Origin of the sequence: Paenibacillus auburnensis, from assembly GCF_927798115.1 — a bacterium.
GTDB lineage: Bacteria > Bacillota > Bacilli > Paenibacillales > Paenibacillaceae > Paenibacillus_AQ > Paenibacillus_AQ auburnensis.
The window spans coordinates 89,449-111,088 of sequence record NZ_CAKMMG010000001.1; the positions used below are offsets into that span (position 1 = coordinate 89,449).

General features: G+C 48.7%; 21 protein-coding genes, 1 other RNA gene and 1 pseudogene. 10 read left to right on the top strand and 13 right to left on the bottom strand.

The window, feature by feature from the left end; translation table 11 throughout:
* Window positions 1-45: 45 nt before the first annotated feature.
* The 4 genes from L6H70_RS00345 to L6H70_RS00360 all read right to left on the bottom strand — a co-directional run bounded on the left by L6H70_RS00345 (window position 46) and on the right by L6H70_RS00360 (window position 2,855).
* On the bottom strand, window positions 46-372 hold the full coding sequence (locus L6H70_RS00345; RefSeq protein WP_236328395.1) for a LapA family protein: 327 nt from the start codon (window positions 370-372) through the stop codon (window positions 46-48).
* A gap of 87 nt (window positions 373-459) precedes the next feature.
* On the bottom strand, window positions 460-2,250 hold the full coding sequence (pepF, locus tag L6H70_RS00350) for an oligoendopeptidase F (protein ID WP_236328396.1): 1,791 nt from the start codon (window positions 2,248-2,250) through the stop codon (window positions 460-462).
* A 194-nt stretch (window positions 2,251-2,444) separates the two neighbouring features.
* The gene (locus tag L6H70_RS00355; RefSeq protein ID WP_236328397.1) at window positions 2,445-2,615 is read right to left on the bottom strand and encodes a hypothetical protein; all 171 of its coding nucleotides are present in this window, start codon (window positions 2,613-2,615) and stop codon (window positions 2,445-2,447) included.
* Between the two features lie 6 nt (window positions 2,616-2,621).
* A complete protein-coding gene (locus L6H70_RS00360) occupies window positions 2,622-2,855 on the bottom strand; it encodes a hypothetical protein (RefSeq protein ID WP_036702226.1) in 234 nt (77 codons plus the stop codon).
* 173 nt (window positions 2,856-3,028) lie between these two features.
* Here L6H70_RS00360 and L6H70_RS00365 point away from each other — a divergent pair, with 173 nt between their 5' ends.
* Complete coding sequence (locus L6H70_RS00365; protein WP_019911834.1) at window positions 3,029-3,226, top strand: cold shock domain-containing protein; 198 nt, start codon at window positions 3,029-3,031, stop codon at window positions 3,224-3,226.
* A 183-nt stretch (window positions 3,227-3,409) separates the two neighbouring features.
* Here the strand turns inward: L6H70_RS00365 and L6H70_RS00370 are convergent, their stop codons facing one another.
* Window positions 3,410-4,675 (bottom strand): MFS transporter, encoded by a 1,266-nt coding sequence (locus L6H70_RS00370; protein ID WP_236328398.1) that lies wholly within the window; start codon window positions 4,673-4,675, stop codon window positions 3,410-3,412.
* A 202-nt stretch (window positions 4,676-4,877) separates the two neighbouring features.
* On the opposite strand from L6H70_RS00370, the gene L6H70_RS00375 reads away from it, so the two are divergent.
* The 3 genes from L6H70_RS00375 (at window position 4,878) to L6H70_RS00385 (ending at window position 9,610) form a co-directional block, all read left to right on the top strand.
* Entirely contained in the window at window positions 4,878-5,960 is a 1,083-nt protein-coding gene (locus L6H70_RS00375; protein ID WP_054942022.1) for a tetraprenyl-beta-curcumene synthase family protein, read from the top strand.
* A gap of 69 nt (window positions 5,961-6,029) precedes the next feature.
* Complete coding sequence (pfkA, locus tag L6H70_RS00380; RefSeq protein WP_054940018.1) at window positions 6,030-7,001, top strand: 6-phosphofructokinase; 972 nt, start codon at window positions 6,030-6,032, stop codon at window positions 6,999-7,001.
* 110 nt (window positions 7,002-7,111) lie between these two features.
* The gene (locus L6H70_RS00385) at window positions 7,112-9,610 is read left to right on the top strand and encodes a CoA-disulfide reductase (protein WP_236328399.1); all 2,499 of its coding nucleotides are present in this window, start codon (window positions 7,112-7,114) and stop codon (window positions 9,608-9,610) included.
* Between the two features lie 98 nt (window positions 9,611-9,708).
* Here the strand turns inward: L6H70_RS00385 and L6H70_RS00390 are convergent.
* From L6H70_RS00390 to L6H70_RS00405, 4 genes and pseudogenes are all read right to left on the bottom strand, one after another.
* Window positions 9,709-11,078, bottom strand: a pseudogene (locus tag L6H70_RS00390) (MATE family efflux transporter).
* Between the two features lie 132 nt (window positions 11,079-11,210).
* Window positions 11,211-12,440 carry a putative glycoside hydrolase gene (locus tag L6H70_RS00395; protein WP_236328400.1) on the bottom strand — a complete coding sequence of 410 codons (1,230 nt, stop codon included), beginning with the start codon at window positions 12,438-12,440 and terminating at the stop codon, window positions 11,211-11,213.
* A 239-nt stretch (window positions 12,441-12,679) separates the two neighbouring features.
* The gene (locus L6H70_RS00400) at window positions 12,680-12,868 is read right to left on the bottom strand and encodes a hypothetical protein (protein WP_187388763.1); all 189 of its coding nucleotides are present in this window, start codon (window positions 12,866-12,868) and stop codon (window positions 12,680-12,682) included.
* 169 nt (window positions 12,869-13,037) lie between these two features.
* Window positions 13,038-13,871 (bottom strand): YitT family protein, encoded by an 834-nt coding sequence (locus L6H70_RS00405; protein WP_279306714.1) that lies wholly within the window; start codon window positions 13,869-13,871, stop codon window positions 13,038-13,040.
* 314 nt (window positions 13,872-14,185) lie between these two features.
* Between L6H70_RS00405 and cshA the strand changes: the two genes are divergently transcribed.
* Entirely contained in the window at window positions 14,186-15,844 is a 1,659-nt protein-coding gene (cshA, locus tag L6H70_RS00410) for a degradosome RNA helicase CshA (protein WP_236328401.1), read from the top strand.
* A gap of 101 nt (window positions 15,845-15,945) precedes the next feature.
* On the opposite strand, the gene L6H70_RS00415 is transcribed toward cshA, so the two are convergent.
* A complete protein-coding gene (locus tag L6H70_RS00415; protein ID WP_068727871.1) occupies window positions 15,946-16,044 on the bottom strand; it encodes a dihydroorotate dehydrogenase in 99 nt (32 codons plus the stop codon).
* A gap of 177 nt (window positions 16,045-16,221) precedes the next feature.
* Between L6H70_RS00415 and L6H70_RS00420 the strand changes: the two genes are divergently transcribed.
* The 3 genes from L6H70_RS00420 to L6H70_RS00430 all read left to right on the top strand — a co-directional run bounded on the left by L6H70_RS00420 (window position 16,222) and on the right by L6H70_RS00430 (window position 17,956).
* Window positions 16,222-17,064, top strand: a complete 843-nt coding sequence (locus L6H70_RS00420) for a YesL family protein (protein ID WP_236328402.1) — start codon at window positions 16,222-16,224, stop codon at window positions 17,062-17,064.
* Between the two features lie 103 nt (window positions 17,065-17,167).
* A non-coding RNA gene (ssrS, locus tag L6H70_RS00425) (6S RNA) lies at window positions 17,168-17,360 on the top strand.
* Between the two features lie 206 nt (window positions 17,361-17,566).
* A complete protein-coding gene (locus L6H70_RS00430; protein WP_236328403.1) occupies window positions 17,567-17,956 on the top strand; it encodes a DUF1499 domain-containing protein in 390 nt (129 codons plus the stop codon).
* A gap of 174 nt (window positions 17,957-18,130) precedes the next feature.
* On the opposite strand, the gene tpx is transcribed toward L6H70_RS00430, so the two are convergent.
* On the bottom strand, window positions 18,131-18,649 hold the full coding sequence (tpx, locus tag L6H70_RS00435) for a thiol peroxidase (RefSeq protein WP_236328404.1): 519 nt from the start codon (window positions 18,647-18,649) through the stop codon (window positions 18,131-18,133).
* Between the two features lie 110 nt (window positions 18,650-18,759).
* Here tpx and L6H70_RS00440 point away from each other — a divergent pair, with 110 nt between their 5' ends.
* Both L6H70_RS00440 and gltC read left to right on the top strand, forming a co-directional pair.
* Window positions 18,760-19,386 carry a rhomboid family intramembrane serine protease gene (locus L6H70_RS00440; protein ID WP_236328405.1) on the top strand — a complete coding sequence of 209 codons (627 nt, stop codon included), beginning with the start codon at window positions 18,760-18,762 and terminating at the stop codon, window positions 19,384-19,386.
* A gap of 14 nt (window positions 19,387-19,400) precedes the next feature.
* The gene (gene gltC, locus L6H70_RS00445; protein ID WP_236328406.1) at window positions 19,401-20,315 is read left to right on the top strand and encodes a glutamate biosynthesis transcriptional regulator GltC; all 915 of its coding nucleotides are present in this window, start codon (window positions 19,401-19,403) and stop codon (window positions 20,313-20,315) included.
* 49 nt (window positions 20,316-20,364) lie between these two features.
* Here gltC and L6H70_RS00450 read toward each other — a convergent pair whose 3' ends face one another.
* Both L6H70_RS00450 and L6H70_RS00455 read right to left on the bottom strand, forming a co-directional pair.
* The gene (locus tag L6H70_RS00450; protein WP_236328407.1) at window positions 20,365-21,039 is read right to left on the bottom strand and encodes a zinc metallopeptidase; all 675 of its coding nucleotides are present in this window, start codon (window positions 21,037-21,039) and stop codon (window positions 20,365-20,367) included.
* Between the two features lie 34 nt (window positions 21,040-21,073).
* Window positions 21,074-21,505, bottom strand: a complete 432-nt coding sequence (locus L6H70_RS00455; protein ID WP_236328408.1) for a MerR family transcriptional regulator — start codon at window positions 21,503-21,505, stop codon at window positions 21,074-21,076.
* Between the last annotated feature and the right edge of the window lie 135 nt (window positions 21,506-21,640).

Here is a 21,640-nt window from a genome sequence, read left to right on the forward strand (position 1 = left end):
TAAGCCCTCCAGTTCATACTTGATTTAGAATAGGTGGTAAATAACTTAGCGCTCCATGTTCGGCTCTTCAGCCAGGCTGTCATGCTTGGCTTGAGGAGATAAGGGATCGAAAGTATTTCCCGCATCCCGCAGTTTGGACAGCTCTGCGTTCAGTACCTTAATTTGTTTCTGCAGCTTGTACTGGCGGAAAATACCGTAGGAACCGACGATGACCCCGCCGATGACCGCGCAGCCCAGAATAACAAGAATAAGCGGGAGTTCGATCTGATCGAAGCCGAAATTCACCTGGACCGGATCTACGTTGATCACCGCGAATACAGCTGTAAGCAACGCAAAGATTAAACCTAAAATTAGCGACCATTGCAGTTTCATATGTTATCCTCCCACTTTGACAGTGTAACAGTATAAATCCCCTGCCCGCGAGGGGCAAGGGATTACCTCAATCCTAAGCTGTATAATTTATTTGGTCAACTGTTCCATCTGCTCGATGACGCTCTCGAAGACACTCATTGCTTCGCGGATCGGTTCCGGAGAAGACATGTCTACACCGGCTTTGGCCAGGATATTGATCGAATAATCACTGCCGCCGCTCTTCAGGAAGCCGAGATAGCGGTCCACCGCCGGTTTGCCTTCCTCGAGAATCTGCTTGGAGAAGCTGGTTGCCGCGGAGAAGCCGGTAGCATATTTGTAAACATAGAAGCTGTTATAGAAATGCGGGATCCGCGCCCATTCCATTTCGATATCCTTATCAACGACCATGTCCTTTCCGTAGTACTTCACATTAAGGTCATAGTAGATAGCCGACAGGTCCTGCGGAGTCAGCGATTCTCCGTCTTCAGCACGCTGGTGGATAATCTTTTCGAATTCGGCGAACATGGTCTGACGGAACACCGTAGTACGGAACTGGTCAGCGTAGTAGGTCAACAGGTACATTTTTTCTTTCGGATCCGTCGACTTGTTCAGCAGATAGTCCATCAGCAGCGCCTCATTCGTTGTAGAAGCCACTTCGGCGAGGAAAATCGTGTATTGTGCATCACGGTACTTAAGCGCGTTATCCGAATAGTACGAATGCAGGGCGTGACCCATTTCATGCGCCAGTGTGAACATGCTGTTCAGGTTGTTGTTATGGTTCAGCAGCACATACGGATGGGTGCCATAAGCTCCCCAGCTGTAAGCTCCGGTGCGTTTGTTCTCATTCTCGTAGACATCGATCCAGCCCTTGTCGTAGCCTTCCTGCAGCACGCTGAGATAGTCTTCTCCGAGCGGCTTCAGTCCTTCTTTGGTAATCTTTTTGGCTTCTTCAAAAGTAATATCCAGCTTATATTCATCCACCAGCGGAGCGAACAGGTCATACATATGTAGTTCATCGACGCCAAGCAGCTTCTGGCGAAGCTTCATGTAACGGTGCATCAGCGGCAGACTCTCGTGAATGGTGTCGATCAGGTTGGTGTAGACTTCCTTGGGAATATTATCGCCGTAGAGCGACATTTCCAGCACGGACGGATACTTGCGGACCCGCGAGTAGAAAACATTCTTGTTAACATTGGCGCTAAGTGTGGCGGCGATAGTGTTTTTTTGCTTGCCATAAGTCTCATAGACGGCTTTAAAAGCGTTCTTGCGCACTTCGCGGTCCGGACTCTCCAGGAACTGAATATAACTGCCGTGAGTCAATTCCACTTCCTTGCCTTCTTCATTTTTTATCTTCGGGAATTTGAGATCGGCGTTGTTCAGCATGCCAAAAATATTCTGCGGTGCCTGGGAGATGTTTCCCACCTGAGCGAGCAGAGCTTCCTCCGCTTTGGAGAGGACATGTGCCTTTTCACGCTTCATTTCTGTCAAGGTAAAGGTATAAGCGAAAAGGGCAGGGTCAGCGATGAACTGATCGAGCTTCTCCACGGGCAAAGCAAGAATTTCAGGGGTTACAAAAGAAAGAGCTTCACCAGCTTCGACACTCAGCTTTTTCGCTTTTTGCGTAAGCGCCTGATAGGTCGGTGCGGCGGTGTCCTCATCCTGGCGCATATGTGCGTAAACATAGAGGCGTTCTGTCAGCAAAGACAATTGGTCATCCAGCTCAAAGCATGCTTTAAGCTCTTCCGGCGTATCCAGTTTGCCCTGGAAAGCGGCAGCTTTTTTAATCAGCTCTTTGACTTCGCTGTATTCAGAATCCCATTCCGCCTGCGATGCAAACATATCTTCAAGCTTCCAGCGGTTTTCGGCGGGCACTTCACTTCTCTTCAATAACTGTTCCATAGAAATCCTCCTTAAATGATGAGATGTAGCAGGCATATTATTCTGTGCTGCGCTTGAGAAATCACCCGGAAGCAGGCACAGCGCTAATAGAAGCGATAGAGATTTGACTGTAAAGGACATGACCTGTGCCTCCTGAATCGTAAAGTCGGCTTAGTATGCCCTGCCAAAATCTGTTGTATGAGCTTCTTAGAGAGTTATGCCAGTAAGCTATAAATAATGAAGATAAAAGCTAGAGCAATCAGAATTACAGCGGTTAGCGCCATGCCGCGATTAAGGCGCGGCGGCACTTTTTCCTTGCCCATAATGAGCACGGCACCAAGACAGAGGACTACTATAACGAATATGACCAGACTCTCGTTATCCATGCCCCTCTATACCTGCTTGAAAGCTGCGATGATATTCTTGTATTCTTCTTCGTTATCTTTATAGGATTCTTTGTTAAAGCGGTTATTGACCCATTGCATCATGGCCGGCCGGCTCATAAAAGTATGCGTTTCTTCTCCCCATTGATCGGAAATTTCCCGAAGGATGATGTAGCGCCCCTGAACCTCAACGGTCATCATATTCCATTTGTCTGTTTTGTATATTTCATGTTTTTTGATCATTGTCATTACCACCCTGGCGATTTTTGGCTTTTGGGTCAATGATAACGCACCGGGTCAGTGAAAAGCAAATTAAATCATTAATAAAGGGAAATGATGGATTGCTTTGCAGAATTAGCTGGAGTATAATGTAAGCATACGCCATATATGGCGGTATTTTTTAGGAGGTTGTTCATTTGAAAGGTACAGTAAAATGGTTTAACGCAGAAAAAGGTTATGGTTTCCTTCAAGTAGAAGGCGGCGAAGACGTATTCGTTCACTTCTCAGCTATTCAGGGCGACGGATTCAAGACTTTGGATGAAGGCCAAGCGGTTGAATTCGATATCACTGACGGTAACCGCGGTCCACAAGCAGCTAACGTAGTTAAATTATAAGAAACGGCTGGACAGATTATCTGTCAGCTGCAATATATATTTGATTTATGGCAGGCACTTGCAAGAGTGGTAACCAACAACTTACAGAGCACACAGTTCTTCCGGGAACTGTGTTTTTTTATGCGTAATAAGACCTGCTCCGCCCCTTAAGGGTAGTGCAGGTCTTATTTTGAATGCTAAGAATTAGAGTGAAGCCTTCTCTGCAGGAGCCGCTTCCTGAAGTGTCTTTTTCTTGAAATAACGGCTTGAAGGTCCGCTGATATCCATCAGATGCTTCACGAGAAAACCGATGAATGCAAGTACCGAAAAGCCCATGGCGACCAGATAAAAGACGCTCCGTCCGGAATCCTCATAGATGAGCCCTCCGAAGGTACCGCTTAGCAGCCCTGACACACTGGACCAGACTACTGTGAAAATCGCCAGACCGGTCGCCCGGAGGTGGTCGGGAATAATACGTGTAATATACCTGACAGCTGTTACATAAAAAATGCCGAACGAAATGCTGTGCATGGCCTGAATGGCAATAATGGCGCCGGGTACATCCGCAATCGACATGAAGAAAAAGCGCAGACCATACATCAGGCTGGCAAAAGCGAGCAGAGGAAGCTCCTTGAACCGTTCCCCGTATTTGCTAAGCAGGAAGAAGATTGGAATCTCACTTAGCGCAGAAGCAAGCAGCGCCCAGCCGATGACCTCATCACCTGCATTCATGCTCTTCAGACTAAGCGTAAGAAAAGCTTCATTCATCCGGTGGCCAAGCGCCAGCACAAACACGCAGCTAAAGAACCACAGGACTTCTTTTTGCAGCAGAATTTCTTTAAGCCCGCCGCCCTTTGCGCTTATTTTGGCAGAACCCTTACTATTGTCAGAATCACCTTCGGTCCGCTTCACATCCTTCAGTCCGAGGGTGATAAATAATGCGACTACTACTATTACAATACACACACCGATACTGTAAGAAGAACCGAGTGCTCTCAGTACATATCCGATCGTAAGCGCAAAAAAGGAATATCCCAGCGAGCCAAACACGCGAATCGCAATAAAGTTCCGCCCATGACGCTGTGCGATTTTGATGGCCATCGTGTCTGCGAGAGGAAAAACAGGGTAATAGAAGAAGTAGAAAAGGGTTAAAATAAGCATGACCATCCCAAAGTCCGTGGCTTTGGCCAGCATTATTGCTGTAACAAGCTGACCTGCAAGCAGAATAGCCATAATCTTTTTGATGGTTCCCAGCCGGTCGCTCATCATGCTCCAGAACAGATTGGACAGGATTGAGATCAGGGGTCCAAGGGAATACAACAGGCCTACCTGAGGACTGCTAAAGCCGAGATGGGTATAAAATAACGGGAAATAAGAAACTACCAGCACACTGGTGCCATAGAGCGTAAACATAAAGGAACGCAGCCAGTTTTGATCACTATAATGCCCGCCGGTCCGTCCGGATTCCATGAAATTGCACTCCTTAAGGTTCAAATACGAGTAGTATAGCATAAAGGAAAGTCACGATGTTTGTTAAAAGCTTGTTAAAATTGTGCTATTTCTGAATCTTTCAACGTTTTGCGAAAGTGATTTTGTTGTTTGTACAAATACGCTCTGCATATTATAATAATGATGATTTGGATAAGGAGACAACAATGTGGAGGCACTGTCATTGAATGAATTTGAGCAAGGCCGTTACCTAAGCCCCAGAAGCCCGATAGGGCTCATGAGCAGGGTCTATAAGTACGTGCTGCCGGAAGTGCGGGAATGTCTTCACTTTTGGCGCCAAGATGCGGAAGGGATTCCCGATCCCGAACTCCGGAAACAAGCGCTTGCCAGCATTGAAACCAAACAGTTTCATTGTGAAGGCGGCGGTATTTATGCTGCCGGCAATTTGTCGATGAGACATATACTTATTCCGCTAATTGTCGCTTATCAAACGATCAGTGATTATCTGGACAATCTGTGTGACCGAAGTACATCACTGGATCCGGCTGATTTCAGACTGCTGCATCAATCAATGCTGGACGCCATTAATCCTAAGGCTGAACCCGTCAATTATTATGCATTGCGCAGTGAGCAGAATGACGGCGGATATCTTCACAGGCTTGTCCGCAAATGCCAGGAGATGACTGCGTGTTTACCAGGCTATGCTGCGGCAGCTGCGGAGATTCATGATCTTGCCGTGCTGTATACGGATTTGCAGGTGTACAAGCACATCCGCCCCGAACTCAGGGAAGCTGCCCTGAAGGAATGGTGGGCGGTGGAAGGAAAGCGTGCTCCGCATCTTCACTGGAATGAATTTGCGGCGGCAACCGGCTCTACACTGGGAGTGTTCATGCTTTTCCTGGCTTCTTGCGACCCCCGGCTAAGCACATCGAAAGCGGCTTCGATTCGTGCGGCGTACTTTCCGCATCTTTGCGGATTGCACATCATGCTCGATTATCTGATTGATCAGGACGAAGACCGGGCCGGCGGAGACCTCAATTTCTGCAATTATTATGACAATACTGATACCATGCTGAATCGGATCGCTTCCATCGTGGAGTGGGCCCGCAAGGATGTCCAGAACTTACCTGAGACCTCAATGCATCGTATGGTCATCGAGGGGCTTCTGGCACTTTATTTATCCGATCCAAAAGTCAGCGAACAGCGGGAGGTTCGTTCGGTATCCAAGCGATTAATGAGAAGAAGTCCGCTGACCAGATTGTTCTTCTTCGTCAACAGTCGCTGGATACGCAAACACATGTATTAAATGCTGTGAAGCAGCTATTCCATTTCCGGAACCCCAAGCTTCACACAATTTTAAGGAGGAACTAACAGGATGGCAAATGTAAAAAGAATCGCAGTATTAACCAGCGGAGGAGACTCCCAGGGCATGAACGCGGCCGTTCGCGCGGTTGTGCGCAGTGCAATCTATTACGGTATTGAAGTATTCGGTATTCAACGCGGCTACCAAGGCCTTTTGAACCGTGATATTTTCCCGATGGATCTGCGCAGTGTTGGCGATATTATCCAGCGCGGAGGTACCATCTTGCAGTCTGCAAGATGTCTCGAATTCGTGAAGCCGGAAGGGCAGCAGAAGGGCGCGGATATCCTGAATGAAATGGGAATCGACGGCCTGGTGGTTATCGGCGGAGACGGCTCTTACAAGGGCGCTAACAAACTCAGCAAGCTCGGTATCAACACGATGGCTTTGCCGGGGACTATTGATAATGATATTTCTTTCACAGATTACACTATCGGCTTTGATACTGCGGTAGGTGTGGTTGTAGATGCAATCAATAAGCTCCGTGACACGATGTCCTCCCACGAGCGTTCTTCCATTGTTGAAGTAATGGGACGCCACTGCGGAGATATCGCGCTGCACGCAGGTCTGGCTTCCGGGGCGGAAACGATTCTGGTGCCGGAAATGCCTTACGATCTTAACGAAGTGGCAGACCGGATGAAAGACAATTTTGCCAGAGGCAAACGCCACAGTATCGTAATTGTTGCTGAAGGCGTAGGCAAAGGTGAAGATGTAGCGCAAGCCCTCAAAGACCGTCACTCAACACTCGATGCACGGGTAACCGTTCTGGGTCACATCCAGCGCGGAGGCACGCCTACTCCAGGAGACCGTAACCTGGCCAGCCGTTTAGGCGACTTCGCAGTACGCAAACTGATTGAAGGCGAATCAGATAAAGCCTGCGGAATCATTAAAGGCGAATTAACGCTTACTGATATCGATAAGGTTGTTAACACGAAGAAGGGCTTCGATACTGAATTGTACGAGCTGGCTTCCCGCCTGTCCCAATAGAATTCATTTTGAACCGCAGCCGCCTAGAAATAGGCGGTTTTTTACATTTGACAATATACCCCCACCGGTATACTATAAACCCCATAGGGTATACAACTAGGAGGGTGAACATGAACAGGAAAATTGTCATTATAGGTGGAGTAGCGGGAGGCGCTTCTGCTGCTGCAAGATTGCGCAGACTGAATGAGCAGGATGAGATTGTAATGTTTGAGCGTGGTGAGCATGTATCCTTTGCCAATTGCGGCCTGCCCTATTATATTGGGGAATCCATTACTTCCCGCGAGAAATTGTTTCTTCAGACGCCTGAGGGAATTAGAGCGCGCTTTAATATCGATGTAAGAGTATTTCATGAAGTGACAGAGATTGTCCGTGACCAGAAGCTTGTCCGGTTCCGGAATGTAGTTACAGGCGAAGCAGGGGAAATCTCGTATGACATACTAATCCTGTCTCCGGGTGCCAGACCTGTAGTCCCGCCGATTCCAGGTATCGCCGAAGCCGGGAATTTGTTCACCTTAAGAAATATACCGGATACTGACCGGATTAAAGCCTATGTCGACGATAAGCAGCCCAAGCATGCAACAGTTATCGGCGGCGGCTTTATCGGGCTGGAAATGGCGGAGAATCTGCGGGAAAGGGGGCTTGAGGTGACTCTGATTGACCGGGGGAGTCAGCTCCTGAACCCGCTGGATCCGGAAATGGCCCGGCTAATTGAGGATCACTTTAAGCTAAATGGGGTAGATCTCCGATTGAGTGAGGGTGTTAAGGCCTTCGAGCAAGAGGGTCAATACTTGCGTTTATCCTCAGGCGGCAGGCTCAGAACCGATATGATTATCCTGGCAATCGGAGTTGCCCCGGAGAACGGATTGGCCCGGGATTGCGGCCTCGATCTTGGATTCGCCGGAGCAATTAAGGTAAATGCTTCCCTGCAGACGAGTGATCCTCATATTTATGCTGTTGGTGATGCTATCGAGGTGAAAGACCGTAACCATGGTTTTGCCACTATGGTCTCACTGGCTTGGGGAGCAAACCGCCAAGGCCGGCTGGCAGCGGATCATATTAATGGAAGGGCAATCTCCTATGACGGGGCGTTAGGCAGCGCGATTATCAAAACATTTGCCCTAACCGCTGCTGTAACAGGCAATAATGAAAAGACGCTCAAATCGCTTGGCGTTCCGTATGAGGCGATTCATATTCACCCGAATTCACATGCCGGTTATTACCCGGGAGCTTCTCCAATTGCCATGAAGCTGCTGTTTAATCCGCATACAGGAGCAATCTATGGTGCTCAAGCAGTGGGTGCAGCCGGTGTAGACAAGCGGATTGATGTCATTGCGACCGCCATTCGCGGGAATCTGCTGGTGAACGAGCTGGCAGATATAGAATTGGCATATGCTCCGCCATATTCTTCCGCCAAAGACCCCGTCAACATGGCTGGTTATGTAGCCTCTAATGTGATGGATGGACTGGTCTCCCTCATGCAATGGCATGAGGTGGATGAGTTCACTACCGGAGGCGGACTCTTAATTGATGTCAGAGACGCGGTAGAGCTACTAGCCGGAACTATTCCCGGTTCCGTTAATATTCCGCTTTCGGAGCTTAGAGAGCGGCTGGTCGAGATTCCCCGGGACAGGGAAGTGGCTGTCTCCTGCCAGGTAGGCTTGAGAGGTTATATTGCTGCAAGAATGCTAACCCAGCATGGCTATAAGGTAAAGAATGTTGACGGAGGCTACAAAACGTATTCTGTAATGGCAGCTGACAGCAAAGGGACTAATTCTGAGCCAACAGCATCTGTGGAAACGGCAGAAGCAGCGGAAACAAAAGCAACGGACACTCTTACAGCTGTCGGTGGCAATGAGAATAATAGTGTAGCGAGTCAGCTTTTTCTGGATGCCTGCGGTTTGCAGTGCCCCGGCCCTATACGCAAAGTCTATGAGACTGTGAATTCCATGCAGGAGGGACAGCAGCTGGAGATCGCCGCGACGGATTTCGGGTTTGCCGCAGATATTAAGCAATGGTGTCTTTCAACGAACAACACCCTGGAATCCGTCGATGTCACTGCAGGTAAGGTAAAGGCGCTGCTCCGTAAGGGTTTAGGCCAACAATCTGGCGATAAACCTTCCGCTCCGGCATCCGCTGACAAGGACGGTACGACAATGATCGTATTTAGCGGTGATCTGGACAAGACGATTGCCTCTTTTATTATTGCCTCCGGTGCAGCCGCTATGGGTAAGCAGGTCACGATGTTCTTTACTTTTTGGGGACTAAATGTTCTACGCAAGGGAGGGGCATCAGACGTGAAGAAAAAGGGGCTCGACAAGATGTTCGGAATGATGATGCCGCAAGGCACCCGGAAGCTGCCGTTATCCAGAATGAATATGGGCGGTTTAGGAGCCAGATTGATCCGTCATACGATGGGCCGTAAAAATGTGGACTCTCTTGAGGTGCTCATGCATGAGGCGCTGAAAGCCGGTGTAAAGCTGATTGCCTGCACGATGAGTATGGACATCATGGGAATCAAACAGGAAGAGCTGATCGCAGGCGTTGATTATGGCGGAGTGGCAAGCTATCTTGGTGCCGCCGAAGATTCCGGAGTTAATTTATTTATCTAAGCCGCTGATACACCAACAAACCCGCTTTCCACAGTACTCATTTTGTGGAGAGCGGGATTGTTTTTTTTATAGATTAAAATTGCAACAAGAATTATGTGTTATCTCGCTATAGAATCAACTGACCGAACAGTAAAGCTCCGCTGAACCTTTACCAGTCGTGAAAGAAGCAGGATCGCTCCGATGGCCAGGCCTGTAATCAATCCGACCCAATAACCGTAAGCTCCCATATCCGTATAGGTAGCCAGCAGATAGCCGGTAGGGAGTCCAATAACCCAGTATGCCGCGAAGCAGATGATGAACGCCGGATTGACATCCTTATAGCCTCTGAGCACCCCTTGGGTAGGCGTTGCAATAGCATCGGAGATTTGGAAGAAGATTGCATAGATCAGGAAATGCTGAATGAGTGTGATTACCTCAGGTTCGTCCGAGTATAATCCGGCAACCGAATTGCCGGCGAACAGCAGGACCAGAGCTGTCAAAAGCGAAAGTACCGCCGCAGAACCTATGCCCATGATGCTGTATTGGCGGGCATCCTTCAATCTGCCTGATCCGCTCTCAAAGCCGACAAGAATCGTTAGGCTCATGCAAATACTAAGCGGAATCATGTACAGCGTGGACGCAAAGTTGATTGCCGCCTGATGGGCTGCGATCGTCACCGTATCGAAGCGGCTCATCAGCAGCGTTACCGCCGAGAATACAGCTGTCTCAAAAAAGATGGAAAAGCCGATCGGTACGCCAATCTTTAGCAGTTCTTTAAAGCTGGATAACGATACGGAGTAGAACTTGCGGAACAGCTGCAGGCTCTTGAACGGTTCAAACCGGTAGATGAAGGACAGGGCAATCCCAAAAATCACCCAGTAGGTAATCGCAGAGGCGACCCCTGCGCCTACACCGCCGAGCCGGGGGAATCCGAAATTCCCGAAAATCAGCAAATAGTTCAGACCGACATTGACCGGAAGGGCGATTAAGGTAATCAGCATCGAGATGCGGGTCTGGCCCAGGGCATCGATGCAGCTGCGCAATACCGTATAGCCGAACAGCGGAATAATACCGAACGAAATCGCACAAAGGAACCGGAAAGCAATGTCACGTACCTGCGGCTCCAAATTCATGAAATTCAGCACCGGAGACAGAATCAGGCTGCCGATGGCCAGCACCAGAATAGAAATGAACAATGAAAGCCACATGCCCTGGGTAACCTGGTAGGCCACATCCTTATTTTTTTGCTGCCGAGGAGATGGGAGACGATGGGGGTAATCCCCATCAGAATACCGCTAAGACCGGTTTGAATGGGAATCCATAGGCTGGTACCGATTGCAACGCCGGCTAGATCATTGGTCCCGAATTTACCGGACATGTTGGTGTCAAAGAAGGTAATGGCAGATAAAGCAATTTGTGTGATTAGAATCGGAAAAAGGATATGCAGAAACTGTCCTGCTTTTTGTTTGAGCGAATGGGTTTGTTTCATTGATAAATGCCTCGTTATCTATAATTTGAAATGATCTATATCCCCAGTAAAAGACCCGGCAGACGCCGGGTCCTAATCCATACATTGAATTGATAAATGGTTGTAATGAATGCTGAATAATGGCTGGATGCTTTATTGTTCGTAATCTACACCTGAAGTATAACGGTTGTTGGCGTTCCAGAGCAGGTATTCATCCACCTTCTCATCCTTTAGGGCACGGATCTGGTCTTCAACCTGTTGTTTGCCGTATTTCACATAATGACCGCTTCCCAGCCAGCTGGCGGTGAAGTCCTGAATCCAAGGCCGGATGACCGGTTTGTAGCTGCCCAGCGGGTCGAGCTTCTTGTGCGTATCCACCATGGAGCCTTTGATGGTAGCATACGGGTCTTTATCCGGGTCTTTTACATCAAACCAGCCAGTGGAGTAGTGGCTTGGATACACCATCGGGCTGATCACATCCACGTTCTTGGAGATCTTCACGAAATCCTGGCCGATTCCTTCCGCAGCGGGTACAGAAGCCGCGTAGCCGAAAATATCAACGGATACTCTGACCCCAAGCGGAGCAAGCTCAGCTTTGGCATATTTGACGAAATCAGCAATAATCTCGACACGGGGTCTATTACTCTTCGTGTATTTCAGAGTATCCGCTCGTTTTTCAAAGCCCTCAGGGAAGCGTACATAGTCAAATTGAATTTCTTTGAAGCCGAGTTTGACCGCTTCCTTAGCGATGTCCACGTTGTATTTCCATACCGCTTCATTATAAGGATTCACAAAACTGTCGCCGCCTTTGTTCTTCCAGATGCTGCCGTCTGTATTTACAAATGATAATTCCGGATTTTTCTTAGCCAGTACAGAATCTTTGAACACAACGATCCGCGCGATCGGATAAACTTCATGTTTTTGCAGACGTGTCATAAGCTTGTTGATGTCTCCGATGAAGTTCTGGGGTTTGCCCATTTGCTGAAGCTCGGCGTTATCCGTTTTGTATGTGATATATCCGGCATCGTCCTTGATGTCGATAACCATGGAATTCAGCTCAGTCTTGTCAAGCAGGGCTAGCAGCTGTTCCATCCGGGAGCCACCGGCACTGTAAGCTGTTACATAGATACCTTTAACTTTTGGAGCCTCCGGCTGAGGGTCCGTCTGAATTGCGCTGTCCGCAGCTCCGGGCGTAGTGCTTGGAGAAGGAGCAGGTGATGAAGTGCCGCCTGTGGCGTTCTGTGTAGGTGATCCGGTGTGCTCTGCGGTAATGGGTGGATTGACAGCGGACTGCAGGGCGGCTGCCACATCGGTGTCGTGCCCGTTATGCTGGACGCCGACACCCCCCAGAGCCATCATGAGTAATGCCCAGGTGATGTTCATTGTGTTTTCTCTCCCTTTATGTACATTCCTTTAAAGTATAATGGAACGACTGCTTCCAAAAAGAACAGACTTGTAACAATCCCTGTAATTTTTGGGTTCAGTAAAATTTACCGTTCCCTGTGTTCTTAAACGGGATGCACAGATTTTAAACCCTCATATTAAAAAGTAAATGCCGCTCAGAGCGGCACGGGGCCGGACTCAAAGCGGCAACTATAAAGACTTGCCATCAAGCGGTTTTGCTATTGAAGATACGCAGGATTCTGATGCTCGCAAATGCTGTAATGGATGATATCCATGGCATCCGCCGGTTCCAGAATACTCAGACCGTCGCGCAGCACGATTACGGAATTCAGTTCGTTCTGCTTGAGAAAGGGCATCATGTCGGGATACCACCTCATGACGATTGCTGACAGTTTTACCGTTTCCATTTCCACAAAAATCACCCTTTCCTTTTTCGAATGGTACTGAACATTAAATTCAGGGTACATCCGTAAAGCGAAGTGCCTGGAAAAAAGAGGGGTAAAGCACAATCTTCATGAAATTGTTAGGTCCTGCGTGAGTCTAATATATCACAATTTTAAAGTATGCGCATTTCTTTCAATTTGATCTTTTACGGAATGAACCCATGACACCTACTGTTTCCACGATATTCACGAAGGCCTGGGGATCGCTGGTTTTAATGATTCGTTTAAGCTCTGCGAGTTCGTAACGTGTTGTCACTGTCATTAGCATATCCCGTTCAACATGAGAATAAGCACCTTCCGTTTTGATCTTGGTCACGCCGCGCTGCAACGGGAGAAGCTGCTGAAGCAGCTCGTCGGTCCGCGTTGTTACAATATATACAGTGACCTTTATATGGCTGATATGGATCAGGTCTACAACTTTGCCGGTGACATAGATAGAAACCATGGAAGCAAGCGCCAGGTTCCAATTGTTGTCAAAATAAGCTGCGGCCAAAATGACGAGACCATTCAAGCCGACCAGTACGCTCCCGATTGGAAAGTCGCGATAACGGGTAATGATGGAACCGAGGATATCAAATCCGCCGGAGGATCCGCCCATACGGAAGGAGATACCCGCACCAACGCCCACAAGCACTCCCCCGAAAACGGAAGCCAGCAGCATATCCGAAGCTACAGTCACTGTAGGAATCAGCGCCATCAGCCAGGTAGTTGAAACTACGGACAGGATGCTGAGGATAATGAATCTGCGCCCCAACTGAAACCAGCCGGCTACGAGCAGCGGCACATTGAAGAGCAGATACATTAGACTGATGTTAAACGGGGTGAAATATCCCACTAACATAGCCAGTCCGGAAACCCCGCCGCTGAGCAGCCGGTGGGGCACCAAAAACAGATTAAAGCCGCATGCAATCATCGCAGAACCCAAGATGACGGCAAGGTAATTCCCGATTTGTCTTAGTCTTAACAAGCATGTTCACCTCTGACTTCTAATGTAAGTAATGAAAGAAAGGAATACACTGGTATTCCTAATTGGGTTTGTGATATAATGTATAGGATATTCTTGAGTAGAACGTTACAATGGTATTTTTGCATTGCTTCGGATGTGAAGCTACAATTGTTCAGGCCTTTAGAGACCTGATCTTAGGACATCTTTTCGTCCCAATACGCGTAAACCATGCAGAAATTACGGCATGATTGGACAGCCTATAAATGTGTTTACCGCTACTTAAGAATACAGACAAGCATGTGGAATGTCCACTGTATAGAAGGAGCATGAATAATTTGAAAACATTCGCAGAATTCGGCTTGGAGCCAAAAGTGCTACAAGCAATCACAGAGCTAGGATTTGAGGAAGCAACACCGATTCAGGAGCAGGCGATTCCCATCGCACTGACAGGAGCAGACATGATCGGTCAGGCCCAGACGGGTACTGGTAAAACAGCTGCTTTCGGTATTCCTCTTATTTCCAAAATCGCCCGTGAAGATGAAAAGATCCTGGCGCTTATTATGACGCCAACCCGTGAGCTGGCCATTCAGGTTGCAGAAGAAATCGGCAAACTGACCCGCTTCAAAGGACTTCGTTCGCTGGCAATTTACGGCGGACAGGATATCGGCCGCCAAATCCGCGGACTGAAGAAAAAACCGCAAATTATTATTGGTACTCCAGGCCGTTTGCTTGACCACATCAACCGTAAAACCATTCGTCTGGATGATGTTCAGACCATCGTACTGGATGAAGCTGATGAAATGCTGGATATGGGCTTCATGGAAGATATCCAATCCATCCTCAAGCTTGTTCCGGAAGAACGTCAAACCATGCTGTTCTCAGCTACAATGCCTCCCAACATTCAACGCCTTGCCCAGCAGTTCCTGAAGAACCCGCAGCATGTTTCCGTAATTCCTAAGCAGATCAGTGCACCGCTGATCGATCAGGCTTACATTGAAGTGCCTGAGCGCCAGAAATTTGAAGCACTAAGCCGTCTGATTGATATGGAATCCCCTGATCTGGCAATCGTCTTCGGCCGCACCAAGCGCCGGGTTGACGAACTTGCTGAAGGTTTGCAGAAGCGCGGTTACTCCGCTGACGGATTGCATGGCGACTTGTCCCAGAACCAGCGTGATGCGGTAATGCGCAAGTTCCGCGATGGCAGCATCGACGTTCTGGTAGCTACTGACGTAGCGGCACGCGGACTCGACGTATCCGGCGTAACGCATGTTATCAACTTTGACCTTCCGCAGGATCCGGAAAGCTATGTACACCGTATCGGCCGTACCGGCCGCGCGGGTAAAGAAGGTACAGCATGGTCCTTCGTGACACCTCGCGAAATGGATCACCTGCATCTGATTGAGCGTGTTACACGCCACCGGATTACCCGTAAACCGCTGCCTACCATGGCTGAAGCCATTGAAGGTAAACAACGCATTACAGCAGAACGCCTGCTGGCAATGGTTGAAGCTGGAGAACTGAACGAATACAAAGGCATCGCCATTCAGCTTTTGGAACAATATGATTCTGTGCAATTGCTATCTGCAGCAATGAAGCTGCTTACCGGCGACAGTAAAGATGCACAGGTTGAATTGACTCCTGAAGATCCGATCCGCGCTAAACGCCGCGGCGGCAAGAACGATATCCGCAGCGGACGCAAGCCTAGCGGCGGTTATGGCGGTAACCGTACCGGCTCCGGAACTGGCAGCAGCGGCGGATACCGCGGCAACCGTGACGGCGGCAGCAGTTATGGCGGCGGCTATAAAGGTAACCGTGACAGCAGCACCGGCAGCAGCACCCGCGGTGGATACAGCAGCGGCTACGGCGGCAATAGCAGCAGCGGCGGCTACAAGGGCAACCGTGATGATGCAGGTCGCAGCGCAGACCGCAAGCCGCAGTCACGTCCAAGTACCACAAGTGCACGTCCGGCTAAACGCGAAGATTACGATATCTAAGCAGCAGGCTTAAGTTATACAGAAGAAGACGAGAGACCGATTAGCGGCTCTCGTCTTCTTTTTTGTGCGGATATGAAGAGAAGTGTTAGAAGCTCCGGTTGTTAGACCACAAAAGTACGGGTGATGATTACGAGCAGAATGAACAAAACGAGAATAGTGCCAGTAGAAGTCCAGAGGCCGTAGCCAGCAGGTGTAGACATGAGGTCAACCTCCTTTAGAATGGGGTGGAATTATGGTTACGATCCTAATATATGGACGAATCGGAGGGGATGCTTAGACTCTAACCCAGATTCCTCGGATTGGGCGCTGGAAAAGTTCCGGGCAAAAAGGTATAGTTAAGATACGCAGTATGCGCGAGACAGACAGGAGGAAGGGAATTGGAGTTTAAGGGAGCTATGGGCGGTTTATACCGCATCACGGAATGGATTTCACGGATCGCTTTCAGTAATATATTATGGGCGGTGTGTTCTGTTCCGTTTCTGTTTATGGCAGTTATGAAAATGATTATGCTAGGTTCGGGTGCAGGTGGACCCAATGAACAGATTACACTGAACTGGACGCTGGGGATTCTGGCTCCGTTCACTGTGTTTCCTGCTACGGCAGCACTGTTCACAGTAGTACGCAAGTGGGTTATGGGGAATACGGATGTCAGCACGTTCCGCACTTTTTTCCAGGGGTACAAAGAGAATTATTTCAAGAGCATGCTTGGGGGACTCATCTATACCGTGCTGTTTGTTGTGATGTACGTCGATGTGACCGTATACATGACACAAATGGCCAACTTCAAGATCGTAGGGATCCTGATGCTGGTGCTGATGATTATTTTGTTCGTCTCCATGTTTAATTTCTTCTCCATCGTAGTTCATTATCAAATGACCTTCAAAGAAGTAGTGACTAACTCTGTACTGTTGACGATCGCCCGGCCGATCCGAGTATTCTCTACGCTAATCGGTGCAGCGGTGCTTGTTTATATAGGTCTGCGGTACCCGGTATTATACGCAATATGTATTCCTACCTTAATCGCTATGTTCGCCTTCTTCAACTTCTACGCCACGTATAACAAACTGCAGCTGCAGGTGGAGAAGAAGAAGCAGGAGGAGCTGGAAGCTCAAGAGGCTGCGGAAAGAGAAGCAGCGGAACGGCTCATGAACGACGATGATGAAGATGACGATGAGGATTTGGACGATGTTAACGAAACGGATAAGCCTAAGCGGATTTAACATGTTCTAAACAATCTTCGCCAAAAGAGACGAGAATATTATTCCAGTGTTAATTAAAGCGCATACAGGTTTACTTTTTCGTCAAAACGCAATATAATAGTTATAAATCCTGCGATGTTCGTTACGGTTGCTCGTTGTTTTGAACCAATGATAATGTCTTGGGAGACTTATTACGAAGCGCGGCTGAACAGCCCTGTCTATACGACGTGGGGAATTCAAAAACGACTTCTGCGGTCACCCACCTGCTATAGCAGGTTCAGAAGACACTGTAGCCGGACGGCATAAGCGGGTTTTCTACTGATTTTGACAAGGTGCCCTGTATCCCGCTTATCCGCGGGGACGGGGTACCTTTTTGTTTGTGGTTTTTTGCTTCTTTGAGAGGGTATGTGATACTGCTCTTACTACATAGAAGGTCAGGAAAGTGAGCTATGCTCTTTTGTTCCTGGGATAAGAATGTTACACTGATAATAATGAACTTGGGATTTGAAGAGGGGGAAAAATTTTGTCGCTCAAAAGAACCTTGGTCGGTTTATTCCGCAGTCATGACGGAACAAGCGACCGTGCAAAGGACCCGGCCTTAAAGACGCGTTATTACAATCTTTCTAGAGATAAGGCGTGGGATGAAGTATCGTCAACGCTGAAGAAGGTTCCTGGTTTCAAGGTGCTTCATGAAGTGCAATCTGTAGGGGAGATTACCCTGGAGAAAAGAACGGCATTCGGCCGTACGCTGGACATTACCGTATCCGTCCTGAGCACCTCGCCGGTGCGCTGTGGTGTAGATATGTACTCTGCCTCCAGAGGATCGCTTGGCGATCTGGGTGCCAATTACCGCGTCATTCAGCGTCTCTTCGAGTCGCTTGATAAGAAGCTGGGCAAATACAAGACCGAATAAGCTCAACCGGTCTTCGTTGTTCAGAGATTGTATGCGGTTTCGGACAAATGCTGAGACTGTACAAAAAACAATATTAAATAAGGTTGCCTATAGCAAAAAGCGGGAGAAGGATGACCTTCTGCCGCTTTTTTTATAGATAACGTATGGTATGTGTCAAAATGAGCACTGAGGTGATTACAGTAATTCCTTCACGGCAGCGATAGCAGCTTCATAATTAGGATGCTCGGCCATCTCACTCAGATACTCTACGTAAGCTAATTTGTCGTTTTTGTCGACGACGAAGATAGAGCGCATATCCAGGCGGAATTCCTTGATCAGCACGCCATAAGCTTGTCCGAATGCCGTTTCTTTGTGATCCGAGAGGGTGATAACCCGGTCAATGCCGGCAGCGCCGCACCAGCGGGCTTGGGCGAATGGCAGGTCCGTGCTGATGGTGAGGATGACCACATCGTCACCGAGCTCTGCGGCTTCGCTGTTGAAACGGCGGGTCTGGGCATCACATACGCCTGTATCCAGGGAAGGCACAACACTGATCAGCTTAATTTTGCCGGCATAATCACTGAGGGAGCTATCCTCCAGCAGGTTCTTGCTTACCACGAAATCCGGTGCGGCATCTCCGGCCTGAAGTTTAGGGCCCACGAGAGTGATCGGGTTGCCTTTAAATGTGGCTACGCCTGTTCTTTCTTGCGTCATGTCCTTGTTTCCTCCTTGAATTGCATTATTGGATTGTTACTGCCAGAATAAATTATAATCTTTTTAGAAGGTTAAAGTCCAACGGACAACATACATAAAGGATGGGTGCGATGATATTTATACGTTATGAGAATTGGAAAAGCTATCTGCGGTATTATCCAGTAACGGTTATTCTGCTGTTGGCGAATGTGCTGATGTTCATCATTGTGTCACTGAACGGCGGTTCAACCAACCTCGATACACTTGTGAAGTTCGGAGCTGTTGTGGACAACGGTCCGGAGAAGGAAGAGCTATGGCGATATTTTGCTGCGACCTTTTTGCATAACGGGTTTGCCCACTTGTTCTTTAACAGCTTCTCTCTGCTGGTGTTTGCACCTCCGCTGGAGCGCCTGCTGGGCTGGTGGCGGTATACAATCCTCTATGTGATCGGCGGTTTTTTGGCTAATATTCTTTCGGTTGCTCTGGGCGGCACGCCTGAACCGTACACGGCCACAGTTTCTGTCGGGGCTTCGGGGGCGATTTATGCGATCTATGGTGCGTTTTTATATATTGCCGCGATTCAGCGAGGGATGATGGATGAAGGCTCGCGTAAAACGCTGTACGGGCTGTTAGTCGTGGGGATTATTATGTCTTTTGTTACGCCGAATATTAACTGGAAAGCCCATTTGGGCGGTTTGGTGGCCGGATTTTTCCTGTATGGTTTGATTATCCGTATTTTCAAAAGACGCAGAAGATAGGAGAGGATGGGGAAGTGGAGCTAAGACAGCTGCAGTATTTTTTGAAGGTTGCCCAAAAAGAGCATGTCACCAGAGCGGCAGAAGAGCTGCATGTAGCCCAATCAGCGGTAAGCCGCCAGATTCATCAGCTGGAGCAGGAGCTTGGGGTGGACTTGTTTATGCAAAAGGGCCGGAATCTGCAGCTTACCCCCGTTGGGCAGCTTTTTTGTAAGCGGGTAGAGTCGCTGCTGAAGGATTTGGAGCGATCTGTGGCTGAGGTGCATGAATTTTTAGACCCGGAGCTCGGTGAAATCCGCATCGGCTTTCCGCACAGCCTTGGCACTCATCTGATTCCTACTATTGTAGCGGAATTCCGGCGCCTGTATCCTAATGTCAGGTTCCGCTTCAAACAAGGGACTTACTCTTCTTTGATCAAAGATGTGATATCGGGCGAGGTAGATCTGGCGTTCATTTCCCCTTTTCCGGAAAATGATGGTCATGTCGCCGGAGATATCGTGATGACTGAGGAACTGTTCGCGATTCTGCCGCAGCATCATCCGCTTGCTGGAGAAGCGGTAATCCGTCTGGAACAGCTGCGTGATGATAAATTCGTATTGTTTAGCCAAGGGTATTCCTTAAGGCCAATCGTATGGCAGGCCTGTGTTCAGGCAGGGTTTAAACCGCAGATTGCCTTTGAGGGCGGAGAGACGGACACGATCCGCGGGTTGGTGGCTGCGGGGATGGGGGTAAGCCTGCTTCCGGAAACGGCACTGTATCAGACGAACCCGATGCAGCCAGCCCAGGTTAGGGTGGTGGAGCCGACTATAACCCGCACCGTGGGTATCATTCACCGCAGTGAAGGGAAGCTGCCGCTGGTGGCCAGATCCTTCCTTACGTTCCTGCTCACTTATTTCAAAGACAAAAACAACAATACCCCGGTAGGCTCGTAGCCTTCCGGGGTATTGCTTGTTCAGTGATGCGCGAAAGCTGGAATTAAGCTTAGTTGCGGTTGCCAAGGAACATCATGATCAAGCGCAGAAGTTCAAGCAACGATACCAAAGCAGCAGCGACATAAGTCAAGGCGGCTGCATTCAGCACCTTAGCCACACCGCGTTCTTCTTCGTTACGGATGAAGCCTTGTTCGACCATGACCTGGCGGGCGCGGCTGCTGGCGTTAAATTCTACCGGAAGTGTTACCAGCTGGAATGCTACAGCGGCGGAGAAGAAGATAATCCCCAGACCGACCAGATTCATGGAGCTAAACAGAAAACCTGCCAGCAGCATGAAGGGAGCTACGCCGGAAGCAAAATTAACGACCGGGAACATCCGGTGGCGAAGTGCCAGCATCGGATAACGTTCTTTATGCTGGATGGCATGACCGATCTCGTGGCAGGCCACGGAGACGGCGGCGATAGAGCTCTCGTAATAGACTGGCTCGGACAGCCGGACAACCCGGTGGATCGGATCATAATGGTCGGACAATGTTCCTCGGACCGGTTCGATGGGAACGTCATGCAGACCGTTGGCATCGAGCATGCGCCGTGCTGCTTCGTATCCGGTTAAGCCGTTCATGTTGGCCACTTTAGCCCATTTATTAAAATTGCCCTTTACCCGGAACTGGGCCCACAACGAAAATAGAAATGCAATAATTACTAATAGATACATTAAAGCCATCTTTCATTCCTCCAAGTAATGTAAGTGAGTTGAATTACATTGGCGGCCCCTGTGTCAGCAGAAGCCGGATCGCTTCCATGCAGGCAACACCTTGCGGAATCAGAGCGGCAAGTGCTCGTTTAGCTTGAACTGGCTTTAAACCGCTGATCATCGGTTCCAGTGCTTTCACTTCACGTTCCAAACGCTGCATCTGAAGCTCCAGCAGGACAAGTTTGTCCGAAACATCAGTTTCAGGAGTAGCTGAATTCCATTTGCTCATCATGGATTTAATTTCTTCCAATGTATATTTCTCTTGCTTAAGTTGATTAATACGTTCCAAGGCAATTAAAGTTTCATGGCTGTACAGCCTGTAATTCTTCATGCTTCTTGATTCCGGAGCGATTAGCCCCAGTTTTGTATAGTAATCGATGGTTCGTTCACTAATATTGGCAGCCTTGGCAAGTTCTCCAATCCGGTACAGGATCATATCCCCATGCTATTTCACCTTCCTTGCGAATTCATTCAGCTCGAATGACAGCAGTTTTTTAACTAAATGCTTCTATATCAAATGATACCAAATGACGAACCGTACAGTCAAACGTCATACTTACTTTATGTATAT